We start from the raw sequence: 14,525 nt of genomic DNA on the forward strand, positions 1-14,525 counted from the left end.
GTCCACCATGGTCTCCGTCGAGTCCCCGGTCGAGCTGGACTCGGTGCACAAGACTTACGGCTCCGGTGACAGTGCGGTGGAAGCGCTCGCCGGGGTCTCCGTCAGCTTTCCGGCAGGCACCTTCACCGCGGTGATGGGCCCGTCGGGGTCCGGCAAAAGTACGCTGCTGCATTGCGCGGCGGGCCTGGACAAGCCGACCTCCGGCAGCGTCAGGCTGGTCGGCACCGACCTGAAGGGCAAGAGCGAGACCCAGCTGACGGTGCTGCGCCGCCGGCACGTCGCGTTCGTCTTCCAGTCGTTCAACCTGATGCCCGCGCTGAACGTCGAGCAGAACGTCACCCTGCCGACGCTGCTGGCCGGCCGCGAGCCGGACCAGGCGTGGGTGAACCAGGTGATCGCGCGCGTCGGTCTGTCGCAACGCGTGAAGCACCGCCCCGGTGAGCTTTCCGGCGGCCAGCAGCAGCGCGTCGCGATCGCCCGCGCGCTCGCGGCCCGGCCCGCGGTGGTGTTCGCTGACGAACCGACCGGCGCGCTCGACACGAACACCGCGCTCGAAGTCCTGAACCTGATGCGCGAACTGGTGCGCGCGGGTCAGACCATCGTGATGGTCACGCACGACCCGGTGGCGGCGTCCTTCGCGGACAACGTGCTGTTCTTGGTGGACGGCCAGATCGTCACCCAGCTGGCCGCCCCGGGCGTGGAGGCCGTCGCCTCGATGCTGGCGCAGCTGGGTGCGCAGGCCAAGGCGCGGAGGCAGCGGTGAGTTCGCGGCGGGTGGTGCTCAACTTGGCGCTGGCCAGCCTGCGGTTCCGCCTGGCGGCATCGCTCGCGTCCTTCATCGCGATCCTGATCGGCTGCGGGTTGCTGATCGCGTGCGCCGGGCTGTTCGAGACTGCCATCGTGCTGCAGGCGAAGCCGCAGCGGCTCGCGTCGGCGCCGGTCGTGGTCGCCGGGTCGTCGGGGTTCAAGCTGCCCGACGAAGAGTCGGAGGTGGTCCCGTACGCCGAGCGTGCCGGGCTGCCCGAGGACCAGGTGGCGAAGATCGCCGCCGTCCAGGGCGTGCGGCGGGCGGTGCCGGACGTGTCGTTCGCCGCTGTGCTGCTGAAGGAGGGCGCGCCGCAGGAGAGCGGCTCGGCCGTTTTTTCCGGACACGGCTGGGACTCCGCCGCGCTCGGTGGATACACGCTGCGCGAGGGCGGGCAGCCCCGGACGGCGGGCCAGGTCGTGCTCGACTCGGCCACAGCGAGTGCCGCCGGGGTCAAGGCCGGCGCGAACGTCGAGCTGGCCGTGAACGGGCAGAAGCAGGACTTCACCGTCGCCGGGGTCGCCGAACCGGCGCGGTCCGTGCAGGCGCCGGTTTTCTTCTTCTCGGCCGGCGACGTTCAGCGCTTCTCCACGCACCCGGGCAGCGTCGGGCTGGTCGGCGTGTTCCCGGCCGACGGCGTGGACGCCGGTGAGCTGGCCGGGCGCATCGCGGACCAGGTGCCGGGCGTGAGCGTGCTGACCGGCGACGACCGCGGCTCGGCCGAGTTCCTCGGCGTCGACGCCAGCCGGCTGCCGCTGATCCTGCTCGCCGCGGTGTTCGGTGGCATGGTGCTGGTCGTCATGGCGCTGGTCGTCTCCGCGACGATCAGCCTGACCGTGCGGCAGCGGCAGCAGGAGCTCGCGTTGCTGCGGGCCACCGGCGCCACGCCGAAACAGGTGCACCGGATGGTGCTCGCCGAGACCATGGCCGTCGGTGCGGCCGCCGCGGTGTGCGGCGCGTTCCTCGGCAGCCTGATCGGCAACCAGATCTTCTCGGCCAGCGTGTCGATCGGCATCGTGCCGGACGAGCTGGCGTTCCGGCAGGACATCATCGCGTTCGGCGCCGGCATCATCGCCACGCTCGCCATCACCTACGGCGCGGCCTGGTTCGCGGCGCTGGCGGCGGCGCGGGCGCGGCCGATCCAGGCGCTGGCCGAGGCCGCGATCCCGAGCGCGAAGGTGAACCCGTTGCGCCGGATGGGCGCGCTGGTGTTCGGAGCCGCGACGCTGCTGCTCGCCGCCACGACGGTGTTCATGCCTGCCGACACCGCCTCGGCGATCGGTGGGCCGGCCGTGCTGACCGGCGCCATCGCGGTGGCCCTGCTCGGCCCGGAGATCATGACGTACGTGGCCGACCGGTTCGGCCCGGTCATCCGCCGGTTCGCCGGCCGCGACGCCACGCTCGCCGTGATCAACTCCCGGGCGCGGGCAGTGGCTTTCGCCGCGGCGCTCACTCCGATCACGCTCGCCAGCGCGGTCGCGCTCGGCAACGTGTACTCGGAGACCACGGCGCAGAAGGCTCAGGTGGCGTCCTACGCCGGCCAGCTGCAGGCCGACGCGGTGGTCAGCACCGACACCGGTGGCGTCTCGCCGGCACTGTTCGCGCAGATCCGCAGCACGCCGGGGGTCGGTACGACCTCGCCGCTGGTCACCAGCTCCGGCTGGATCGAGCAACCCTACGACGGCAACGGCAGCGATCCGCTGCGCCTGCTCGGCGTCGCCGCCGAGGACCAGGGCGGTTCGGTGCTCGCCACGGAGGTGACGTCGGGTTCGCTGAAGAACCTCACCGGCACCGGGGTGGCGCTGCCCGAGGACGTCGCCGACGACCTGGACATCAAGCTCGGCGACAAGATCACCATGCGGCTCGGCGACGGGGCGCAGGCGCAGGTGAACGTGGTGGCGCTGCTCGACAGCCCGTCGAGCTACCCCAGCATGGTGCTGCCGGCCGCGCTGCTCACCGCGCACACCACCAGCGGGCTGCCCGCGCAGGTGCTGGTCAAGGCCGCCAACGGCACGGACCCGGCCGACCTGGTGTCCGCGCTGGGCGACACCGCGAAGAACTGGCCGGGGGCGACCGTCGGCGACGACACGGCGCTGACGCAGAACTTCCAGGCGAACGCCGACGTCGAGGCGATGATCAACTACCTGCTGGCCGTGCTGGCCATCGCGTACGCCGCGATCGCCGCGGTCAACACCCTGGCGGTGGCCGTGCTCGCCCGGCGGCGGGAGTTCGGCGCGCAGCGGCTGGCGGGCGCCGACCGCAAGCAGATCCGGCGGATGCTGTTCATCGAGGGCGGCATCGTCGCGGTGACCGGGCTGGCGCTCGGGATCGTCATTTCACTGTTCACCGTGCTGCCGATGGCCATCTCGACCGGCGAGATCATCCCGTCGGGACCGGTCTGGGTGTTCCTCGGCGTGGTGCTCGCGGTGTTCCTGATCGTCTGGCCGGTCACCGCGCTGTCCGCACGGCTGGCGATGCGGCGCAGCCCGATCGAAGCGGTGACATTACCCGGGCAGTGAAACAATTGTGGGTGGTGATGCGGAGAGAACCGCCATCACCACTCGCGGGCTTTAGGGGTACGCGGGCCGCGCCGGCGTGGATAGTCTCGAATTCGACTATCCGCACCGGGTGCGGCCCGGTTTCCTTTTCTGGAGTGAATTCCATGCGCGTCCTCCTGGCCGCTCCGTCGTCGCCCGCCCGTCTGCGCAACCTGGTGCCCCTCACGTGGGCGCTGCGCACCGCCGGCCACGACGTGAAGATCGCCGGACAGCCCTCGTTCGTCGAGGAGATCCTGAGCACCGGCACGGTCGCGGTGGACCTCGAGGACCGCGACGACGCTTCACTCGCCGAATCGGCCGCGCTCACCGAGTTCGCGAAGCTGTGGCGGCCCCAAGTCGTGGTCTCCGCCGGCCAGGCGCCCGCCGGGACCGCCGCGGCCCGTGCCGTCGACGCCGTTGCCGTGCGTCTGCTCGGCGCGCTGGACGAGCCGGACGCGAGTGACGCCGACACGACCTACGACACCGTTCCCGCGTCGCTGCGGGCCGGTGGCGGCGGCGCCCGCCCGGTCCGGCACGTGCCGTACTTCGGCCCGGTCGAGGTGCCGATGTGGTTGCGCCGCAAGGCAAGGCGCGCTCGGGTGTTGCTTTCGCTGTCCGACGCCGAGCTGTTCGGGCCTGTTTTCGACGCCGTTGCGAGCGTGGACGCCGAGGTGTTGTGCGCGGCCGGCTCCGCGGACTTCCCGGCCGGAACCACCGTGCCGGCGAACGTCCGGTTGGTCGACTCCGCCCCGCCCGCCGCGCTATTGCCCACGTGCGCGGCGGTGATCCACGACGGCGACGCGGAGCTGGCTCTGGCCGCGGCGACCCACGGGCTGCCGCAGCTTTCCCTCATCGCTTCGACGCTCATTGGGCGCGTCGAGGCAGCCGGTGCCGGGCTGGTCGACGCCGCACCGGCGGCCGGGCTGATCCGCGATCTGATCACCGGCGGCGCGCTGCGTGCCGGCGCGCACGCTCTGCGGGACGAGATCGCCGCGCTGCCCGCCCCGCGTGAGGTGGCGGCCGAGCTGGCCCGCTGATTGTGGGGCCGCCCCGCCCCGTTAGGGGTGGGACAGCCAAAAAGACCTCGGTAGCGTTTCCGGCGTAGCACCTTCCACCCCTTTCACGGCTAGGTGGTCGATTACGTGAGTATCGATTTCTGCTCCGTCGGCGTTTTCCGTACCGCCATTTCCCGGCGATCTGCCGGACTGGGGGTAATGGCGTGAGCGCCGAAAACGAGCGCAAACTGCTCGACTACCTCAAGCGCGCGACCACGGACCTGCGTGAGGCCAAGCGCGCCCTGCAGGAGGCGCAGCGGCGCGACGCCGAGCCGATCGCGATCGTCGGCATGGCCTGCCGGTACCCCGGCGGGGTCGCCTCGCCCGAGGACCTGTGGGAGCTCGTCGCCACGGGCACCGACGCGATCGGCGCCTTCCCGGCGGACCGCGGCTGGCCGCTCGACGCGCTCTACGACCCGTCGCTGGAGCGGCCCGGCACCACGAACACGCGCGAGGCCGGTTTCCTGTACGACGCCGCGGAGTTCGACCCCGAGTTCTTCGGCATCTCACCGCGTGAGGCGCTCGCGATGGACGCCCAGCAGCGGCTGCTCCTGGAGACGTCGTGGGAGGCGCTGGAGCGCGCCGGCATCGTGCCCGAGACCCTGCGCGGCAGCGCCACCGGCGTGTTCGCCGGCGTGATGTACCACGACTACGCGGGCCACGCCGCCGCCGGCAGCGTGGTCTCCGGCCGCGTCGCGTACGCGCTGGGGCTGGAGGGCCCCGCGGTGTCGGTGGACACCGCGTGTTCGTCCTCGCTCGTCGCGTTGCACTGGGCCGGGCAGGCGCTGCGCCGCGGCGACTGCTCCCTGGCCCTCGTCGGTGGCGTGACGGTGATGGCGACGCCCGAGACCTTCGTCTACTTCAGCGAGCAGCGGGGCCTGTCCGACGACGGCCGCTGCAAGGCCTTCGCCGCCGGTGCCGACGGCACGGGCTGGGGTGAGGGTGCCGGCGTGCTCGTGGTCGAGCGCCTGTCCGACGCCCGGCGCCTGGGCCACCACGTGCTCGCTGTCGTCCGGGGCAGCGCGGTGAACTCCGACGGCGCCTCGAGCGGGCTGACCGTCCCCAATGGACCGGCGCAGCAGCGGGTGATCCGGCAGGCGCTGGAGTCCGCCGGCTTGACCACCGCCGACGTCGACCTCGTCGAGGGGCACGGTACCGGCACGAAGCTCGGCGACCCGATCGAAGCCCAGGCCCTGCTGGCCACCTACGGCCGAGACCGTGCCGCCGGCGAGCCGCTGTGGCTCGGCTCGCTCAAGTCGAACATCGGCCACGCGCAGGCGGCGGCGGGGGTCGGCGGCGTGATCAAGGTCGTGCAGGCGATCCGCCACGGTGTGCTGCCGAAGACGCTGCACGTGGACGCGCCGTCGCCGCACGTCGACTGGTCGGCCGGCGCCATCGAGCTGCTCACCGAGGCCCGGGACTGGCCCGAGGCGGACCGTCCGCGCCGCGGCGCGGTGTCCTCGTTCGGCATCAGCGGCACCAATGCGCACGTCATCATCGAGCAGAGCACCGTCGACCAGGCCGGACCGGCGGACGAGGAGGCCATCGAGCCGGTCGAGCCGCCCGTGGTGGCTTGGCCGCTGTCGGCTGACTCCGCCGACGCGCTCGCCGCGCAGGCGCGGCGGCTCGCCGGGCACCCGGAGGACTCGCCCGCGGACATCGGTTTCTCCCTCGCGACGACCCGTTCGGCGCTGGACGACCGCGCGGTGGTTGTCGGCACCGACCGCGAAGAACTGCTCGCCGGGCTCGGCGCCCTCGCCGCCGGTACCGACGCGCCCGGTGTGGTGCGCGATCGGCGGGGCACCGGGCGGACGGCGTTCCTCTTCACCGGCCAGGGCGCCCAGCGCGCCGGGATGGGCACGGCACTGGCCGCGGCGTACCCGGTCTTCGCCGAGGCGCTCGACGCCGTGTGCGCCGGGCTCGACCCGCACCTGGACCGTCCACTACGGACAATCCTCGAGGACGGCGACGCACTGGCTCGGACGGGCTGCACGCAGCCCGCCTTGTTCGCGGTCGAGGTCGCGCTGTTCCGGCTGCTGGCCTCGTGGGGCCTCGAGCCGGACTACTTGCTCGGCCACTCGATCGGCGAGCTGGCCGCCGCGCACGTCGCGGGTGTCCTGTCACTGGCCGACGCCTGCACGCTGGTCGCCGCCCGCGCGAAGCTGATGCAGGCCTTGCCCACGGGTGGCGCGATGGTCGCGGTGCAGGCCACCGAGGCCGAGGTGACGCCGCTGCTGACCGCCGGGGTAGGCCTGGCGGCGATCAACGGGCCGGACTCCGTGGTGGTGTCCGGCACGGAGGACGCGGTCGCCGCCGTGGTCGCGCACTTCGAGGGCCGCAAGACGTCGCGGCTCAAGGTCTCGCACGCGTTCCACTCGCCGCTGATGGAGCCGATGCTGGCCGAGTTCGCCGCCGTGGCCCGCAAGCTCAACTACGCGAAGCCGGAGATCCCGATCGTTTCGACGGTCGAGCCCGGCGCCGACCTGAGCACACCGGACTACTGGGTGGACCAGGTCCGCGCGGCCGTCCGGTTCCACGCCGGCCTGCTCACGCTGGCCGGCGAGGGCGTCACGACGTTCCTCGAGGTCGGCCCCGCCGCGGTGCTCACCGCCGCCGGCCGGACCGCGCTCGACGACGCGAAGATCGCGTTCGTCCCGGCTCAGCGCGCCGACCGCGACGAGGCCCGCACCGTCGTCACCGCGCTCGCCACCCTGCACGCCCGCGGAGTCCCGGTGGACTGGCGCGCCTTCTACGCCGGCGCCCGCCGGGTCGAGGTGCCGACTTACGCCTTCCGCCGCACCCGCTACTGGCTGCCCGTCACGAGTGTGTCCGGCGACGCCGCCGACCACGGACAGGCGCCCGCCGGGCACCCGATGCTCAGCGCGGTCGTCCGCGTGCCCGACACCGGCGCGCTGGTGCTCACCGGGCGGCTGTCGGCGGAGACCGTGCCGTGGGTGGCCGACCACGTGGTGCTCGGCACGATCCTGCTGCCCGGCACGGCGTTCGTCGAGCTGGCGCAGCGCGCCGCCGAAGAGGCCGGCTGCCCCCGGCTGGAAGAGCTGACGCTGGAGGCACCGCTGACCCTCGCCGACGGGGCGAGCGTGGCGCTGCAAGTGACGGTCGACGCCGGCGACGAAAGCGGCCGCCGCCGCGTCACCGTCCACTCGCGATCGGACGGTGCCGACGCCTGGACCCGCCACGCCGCCGGGTTCGTGAGCACCGAGGTCGAGGCGCCGTCGTTCGACCTCACCGAGTGGCCGCCCGCGGGCGCCGTCGAGGTGGAGCTGGCCGACCCGTATGCGCTGCTCGCCGAACTCGGTTATGACTACGGCGCGGCCTTCCAGGGCCTGCGCGCGATGTGGCGGGCCGGCGAGGACGTGTACGCCGAAGTCGCCCTGCCGGACGGCGCCGAAGCCCGTGACTACGGCCTGCACCCGGCGTTGCTCGACGCCGCGATGCACGCCCAGCTGCTCGGACCGGCGCCGGAGGACGGCGAGGCCAAGCCGATGCTGCCGTTCGCCTTCAGCGGCACGACGCTGCACGCCGCCGGCGCTTCGGCGCTGCGCGTGCGGGTGTCGCCGACCGGCACCGACACCATCGCGCTGCAGATCGCCGACGCCACCGGTGGCCCGGTGGCGTCCGTCGAATCGCTGGCCGCCCGCCCGATCTCGCTGGACAAGCTCGCGCCGGGCCGTGATTCGCTGTTCCACCTGACGTGGGAGCCCGCGTCCGGCACCGGGGACACCGGCACCGCCAAGGTGCTCGAGGTGTCCACTCCGGACGGTCCCGTGCCCGCCGCCGCGCGGGTCGCCACCATCCAGGTGCTGACCGCCATCCAGGAGCTGCTCGCCGAGGAGGGTGACCCGCGGCTCGCGGTCGTCACCCGTGGCGCGGTGTCCGTGGCCGGCGAGGACGTCGACCCGGCGATCGCCCCGGTCTGGGGCCTGGTCCGCGCGGCGGAGGCGGAGAACCCCGGCCGATTCGTGCTCGTGGACGGCGACCGGGCCGATGTCGACGCCGTGCTCGCGAAGGGCGAGCCCGAAGCGGCCGTCCGCGACGGCAAGGTGCTGGTACCCCGCCTCGCCACGGCGGCCCCGCCGTCCGGGGAGCTGGGCTGGAACCCGGACGGCACGGTCCTGATCACCGGTGGCACCGGTGGTCTCGGCGCGGTCGTCGCGAAGCACCTCGTGGCTCGCCGTGGTGTCCGTCGCCTGCTGCTGACCAGCCGTCGCGGTGCCGAGGCGCCGGGCGCGGTGGAGCTGCGCGACGAACTGACGGGGCTCGGAGCCGAGGTCACTATCGCGAGCTGCGACGTCACCGACGCCGCGTCCGTCGCGAAGCTGCTCGACGGCGTGCCCGCTCAGGCCCCGCTGACCGCGGTCCTGCACGCCGCCGGCGTCCCGGCCGCGGGCCGGGTCGAGACACTCACAGGCGACGAGCTCGACCGTGTTTTCGCCCCGAAGGTCGACGGCGCCTGGCACCTGCACGAGCTGGCCGGCGACGTCGACGCGTTCGTGGTGTTCTCCTCCGCCGCGAGTTCCGTGCTCGCCGCGGGTCAGGCCGGGTACGCCGCGGCCAACGCGTTCCTCGATCAGCTCGCCGAACACCGTCGCGCGCAGGGCAAACCCGCGACGTCACTGGCCTGGGGCGCGTGGGCCGAAGCCGGCGGTATGACGGGCGAACTCTCCGCGGCCGACCTGCGCCGCCTGCGCCGGCTCGGCACGCCGCCGATGGCCACCGACGAAGCCCTCGCCCTGCTCGACGCCGCCCTCACCGCGGACGACGCCGTGCTCGCGCCCGTGCGCCTCGACCGCACCGCGCTGCGCACGCGGCAAGACCTCCCGCCGGTGCTGCGCGGCCTGGTCCGCCCGGCCACGCCGAAACGGGCGTCGCGTTCGGACGGTGCCGTCGCGGGCCGGCTGGCGACGCTCGCCGGTGAGGACCGCGAGCCGTACCTGCTGGAGGTAGTGACCGAACAGGTCGCGGCGATCCTCGGCTTCTCGAACGCCGCCGCGGTCGAGCCCGGGCGCGCGTTCCAGGAGATGGGCTTCGACTCCCTGACGTCAGTGGAGCTGCGCAACCACCTCGGCGCGCTGACCGGGCTGAAGCTCACCGCGACCGTCGTGTTCGACCACCCGACCCCGGTCGCGCTCGCGCGCCGGCTGCACGACCTGCTGGGCGAGGGCCGGGGCCCGGCCGACCCGCTGCTGAGCGAGATCGACCGGCTCGAGGCGCTGCTCACGGGCGCGGCCGGTTCGCTCAACGGCTCCACGGCCAAGGTCACCGCCCGGCTCGACGCGCTCGTGCGCAAGTGGGCCGACGCGCACACCGACTGCGAAACCACCGCGGCCGACCTCGGCGAAGCAACCGACGACGAGCTCTTTGCCGTGCTGGACGACGAATTGGGCATCGGATGAACAGGCAGACCATGAGCAACGAGGACAAGCTCCGCGACTACCTCAAGCGCGCGACGGCCGACCTGAAGCAGGCCCGGCGGCGGGTGCACGAGCTGGAGACGAGGGACACCGAGCCCATCGCGATCATCGGCATGAGCTGCCGCTACCCCGGGGGCGTGCGGACGCCCGAGGACCTGTGGGACCTGGTCGACGAGGGTCGCGACGCGATCGGTGAGTTCCCGGCCGACCGCGGCTGGGACATCGAAGGCGTGTACGACCCGACGCCCGAGCGGCCCGGCAAGACCTACACCCGCCACGGCGGTTTCGTCTACGACGCCCCGGACTTCGACGCGGACTTCTTCGGCATCAGCCCGCGCGACGCGCGCCGCGCCGATCCGCAGCAGCGCATCCTGCTCGAGGCCTCCTGGGAGGCGTTCGAGCGCGCCGGGTTCGACGCGCACTCGCTCAAAGGCAGCCGGACCGGCGTCTACGCCGGCGTGATGCACCACGACTACAGCGGCGGCAGCCCCGACGGCAGCCTGGTCTCCGGCCAGGTGTCCTACACGCTCGGCCTCGAAGGACCGTCGGTGTCGGTGGACACGGCGTGCTCGTCGTCGCTGGTCGCACTGCACCTGGCCGCCCAAGCGCTGCGCCGCGGCGACTGCACCCTGGCGCTCGCAAGCGGCGTCGCGGTGATGGGCACGCCCGAGCTGTTCGTGGACTTCTGCAGCCGGCGCGGCCTCGCCGCCGACGGGCGCAGCAAATCGTTCTCCGACGACGCCGACGGCACGTCGTGGGCCGAGGGCGTGGGTGTCCTCGTGCTGGAGCGGCTGTCCGACGCGCAGCGCAACGGTCACCGGGTCCTCGCGCTCGTGCGCGGTTCGGCGGTCAACCAGGACGGCGCGAGCAACGGGTTCTCCGCCCCGAACGGCCCGTCGCAGGTCCGCGTGATCGAAGCGGCACTGGCCGATGCCGGGCTTTCGGTGTCCGATGTGGACGCCGTCGAGGCGCACGGCACCGGCACCGCGCTCGGCGACCCGATCGAGGCTCAGTCGCTGATGGCGACCTACGGGAAGCGCAGCGCGGGCGAGCCGCTGCTGCTCGGCTCGATCAAGTCGAACATGGGACACCCGCAGGCCGCCGCCGGCGTCGCCGGGGTAATCAAGATGGTGCAGGCACTGCGACGGGGGAAGCTCCCGCGCACCTTGCACGTCGGCACGCCGTCGGCGCACGTCGACTGGACCGCGGGCGCGGTCGAGCTGCTGACCGAGCCGCGCGAGTGGCCGGAGGTGGATCGCGCCCGCCGCGCCGCGGTGTCGTCGTTCGGCGTCAGCGGCACCAACGCCCACGTGATCCTCGAACAGGCGCCGGAAACCGAAGCTCCCGAACCCGCCGAGGCGGCTGTGTACCCACTGGTGCTGTCCGCCAAGACGGCCGCGGCGCTCGCCGAAGCCGCCGGGCAGCTCGCGCCGTACCTGGACGGCGGGCTCGCCGGCCCGGCGTACACGCTGGCGACCGGCCGCGCCCGCCTGGACCAGCGCGCCGTCGTCCTCGCGCACGACGAAACGCAGGCCAGCGAGGCGCTGCAGGCGTTCGCGAACGGCGCGTCGCGCCCCGACGTCGTCTCCGGCACCGCCGACGTGCGCGGCAAGACGGTGTTCGTCTTCCCCGGCCAAGGTTCCCAGTGGACGGGCATGGCGACGCGGTTGCTGGAGCAGTCGCCGGTGTTCGCCGAGCGCATGGCCGAGTGCGACGCGGCGTTGCGCGAGTTCACCGACTGGTCGGTGCTGGGGGTGCTCCGCGGCGAACCGGGCACGCCGCCCGAGGACCGGGTCGACGTCGTCCAGCCGATGCTGTGGGCAGTGATGGTCTCGCTGGCCGCGGTGTGGCGTGCGCACGGCGTCGAGCCCGACATGGTCATCGGGCACTCACAGGGCGAGATCGCCGCCGCGAGTGTCGCCGGAGCACTGTCGCTTGAGGACGGTGCGCGCGTGGTCGCGTTGCGCAGCAAGGCGATCGGCGAGATCCTCGGCGGCCGCGGCGGCGGGATGCTCGCCGCCGGCCTGGCCGCGACCGACCTGGAGAAGCGCCTCGACGCGTGGGCCGGCCGCATCTCCGTGGCAGCCGACAACGGCGCCACGTCCGCCGTGCTCTCCGGCGACGGCGATGCACTCGACCAGCTGCGCGACGAACTCCTCGCCGAAGGGTTCCGCGCCAAGCGCGTGCCGGTGGACTACGCGTCGCACTCGGCGCACGTCGAGCACCTGTCCGAGCGGCTGCTGGCCGACCTCGGCCCGATCACCCCCCGCCGCGGCGAGGTCGCCATGACCTCAACGGTGACCCTCGATGCGGTCGGGGACACCACGGTGGACGCCGCGTACTGGTTCGCCAACCTGCGCCGGACCGTGCGGTTCGCGCCGGTCGTCGCGCAGCTCGCGGCGGCCGGGTACACGCGGTTCGTCGAGATCAGCCCGCACCCGGTGCTGACCATGAGCATCCAGGAGACCCTCGACGAGACCGGCCACGCGGGTGCCGTCACCGGCACGCTGCGCCGCGCCGAAGGCGACCTGACCCGCTTCGCGACCTCGCTCGCCGAGCACTGGGTGCGCGGCGGCGCGGCCGACTGGCCGTCGTTGCTGCCTGCGGCGGGGATCGTCGACCTGCCGACGTACCCGTTCCAGCACAAGCGGTTCTGGTCCGAAGCCGAGGCCGAACAGGCCAAGCCGAGCGCGCCCGTGGCCGATCAGGAGTTCTGGGACGAGGTGGCCGAAGGAGACGTCGACGCGCTCGCCACCCGCCTCGGCGTCGCCGCGCAGCCGCTCGCCGACGTGGTGCCCGCGCTGGCCGCCTGGCACGAGCGCCGCACGGAGCTGTCCACTGTGGATTCCTGGCGCTACCGCGTGACCTGGGCGCCGATCGGCGGGGTCACCGCCGGCCTGACCGGCACCTGGCTCGTGCTCACCCCGCCCACCGCCACCGACGTGGCCGACGCGCTGGCCGCACAGGGCGACGTCGTGCGCGTGCTCGTGGAGGACACCGACGACCTGCCGGCCCTGATCGCCGAGGCCACGGCCGTCCGCCCGTTCGACGGCGTGCTGTCGCTGCTCGCCCTCGGCGCCGGCCAGCCCGTCCTCACGACCCTGAAGCTGCTGCAGGCTCTCGGCGACCTCGACACCCCCGTCTGGGCCGTCACGCAGGGCGCCGTCGCCGTCGACGCGTTCACCGACACCGACCCCGCGGCCGCGATGGTGTGGGGTCTCGGCACGGTCGCCGCGCTCGACCGGCCCACGACGTGGGGTGGACTTGTCGACATCACGGGCCCGGGTGACGCGGCGAAGCTCGCCGCAGTCGTGTCCGGAGTGGACCACGAAGACCAGGTCGCGATCCGCGCGTCCGGCGTCTTCGCGAAGCGCCTGGTGCACGCGCCTCTCACCGGCGATGCTCCCGAGTGGACGCCGCGCGGCACCGTGCTCATCACCGGCGGCACCGGTGCGGTCGGCGCCCACGTCGCTCGCCGGCTCGCCGCGAAGGGCGCCGAACACCTCGTGCTCACCAGCCGCCGCGGCCTCGGCGCCGAGGGCGCCCGCGAGCTGGTCGAGGAGCTCTCCGGGACCCGCGTGACGGTCGCCGCGTGCGACGTCACGGACGCGCAATCGCTTGCGGCCCTGCTCGAGGAGCACCCGCCGACGGTCGTCGTCCACGCCGCCGGTGTGCTCACGCGGGAACCCACGCTCGACGCCGTCACCCCCGAGGAGTTCACCGCCGCCCTCGCCGCGAAGGTCACCGGCGCCGCGCTGCTGGACGAGCTGCTCGGCGACGCCGAACTCGACGCGTTCGTGCTGATGTCCTCCGGCGCCGCCGTGTGGGGCACGAGCGGCCAGCCCGCCTACGCCGCCGGCAACGCGTACCTCGACGCCCTCGCCCGGCGCCGCCGCGCGAACGGCCGCACCGCGACCGCGGTCGCGTGGGGATCCTGGGGCGGCGGGGGCATGGTCGACGCCGAGGCGAGTGACCTGCTGCGCCGCATGGGCCTCGCCGAGATGGCGCCGGAGCTCGCCGCCGAAGCGCTGGTCCAGGCCCTGGCCCACGACGAGACGCAGCTCGTGGTCGCCGACCTCGACTGGACCGCGTTCGCGCCCGTCTACCAACTGGCCCGGCCGCGGCCCCTGCTGCGCGCGCTGCCCGAGGTCACCGCCGGCGAAGCGCCGGTGGAGACCACGGGTGACCTGGCGGGCAAACTCGCCGGCCTGACCGCGCCCGAGCAGCGCGGCACGCTGCTGGACCTGGTGCGCGGCGAAGTCGCCGCGGTCGCCGGCTACGACGGCGGGAGCTCGGTCGAGCCCGCCCGCGCGTTCAAGGAGCTCGGCTTCGATTCGGTGACCGCCGTCGACCTGCGCAACCGGCTCGGCGCGACGACGGGTCTGAAGCTGCCCGCGACCGTCGCGTTCGACCACGTGAACCCGCAGGCGCTGGCCGAGCACCTGTGGACGCAGCTGTGCGAGGGCACGGCGGAGGTTCCGCTCGAAGTGGAGCTCGACCGCCTGGAGGCCGTGGCCGCTTCGCTCGACGCCGCGGAGATCGACCGGTCGCGCATCGTCGCGCGGCTGCAGGCGATGGTCACCACCCTGCACAAGACGCTGGCCGGCAGCGGGGGCGGGGCGGGCGCCGCCTTGGAGTCCGCGACCACCGACGAGCTGTTCGCCCTCATCGACAACGAGCTCGGCGCCTGACA

4 protein-coding genes and 1 pseudogene are annotated in these 14,525 nt (G+C 73.5%); all 5 read left to right on the plus strand.

All coding sequences use genetic code 11. The features are described from left to right. The first annotated feature begins 7 nt into the window (after positions 1 to 7). Positions 8 to 763, plus strand: coding sequence for an ABC transporter ATP-binding protein (locus tag ACIA77_RS47775; protein ID WP_395892875.1), 756 nt, complete (start codon positions 8 to 10; stop codon positions 761 to 763). Then, a complete protein-coding gene (locus tag ACIA77_RS47780) occupies positions 760 to 3,324 on the plus strand; it encodes an ABC transporter permease (RefSeq protein ID WP_395892855.1) in 2,565 nt (854 codons plus the stop codon). The genes ACIA77_RS47775 and ACIA77_RS47780 overlap by 4 nt, the downstream gene beginning before the upstream one ends. A 143-nt stretch (positions 3,325 to 3,467) precedes the next feature. After that, a complete protein-coding gene (locus ACIA77_RS47785; protein ID WP_395892856.1) occupies positions 3,468 to 4,379 on the plus strand; it encodes a nucleotide disphospho-sugar-binding domain-containing protein in 912 nt (303 codons plus the stop codon). A 188-nt stretch (positions 4,380 to 4,567) separates the two neighbouring features. Next, positions 4,568 to 9,814: pseudogene (locus ACIA77_RS47790) on the plus strand (SDR family NAD(P)-dependent oxidoreductase); the annotation flags it as partial. After that, entirely contained in the window at positions 9,799 to 14,523 is a 4,725-nt protein-coding gene (locus ACIA77_RS47795) for a type I polyketide synthase (protein ID WP_395892876.1), read from the plus strand. The pseudogene ACIA77_RS47790 and the gene ACIA77_RS47795, both read left to right, overlap by 16 nt. Positions 14,524 to 14,525: the final 2 nt, after the last annotated feature.

It is taken from the genome of Amycolatopsis sp. NPDC051903, from assembly GCF_044452505.1.
In the GTDB taxonomy this organism is placed as follows: Bacteria; Actinomycetota; Actinomycetes; order Mycobacteriales; family Pseudonocardiaceae; genus Amycolatopsis.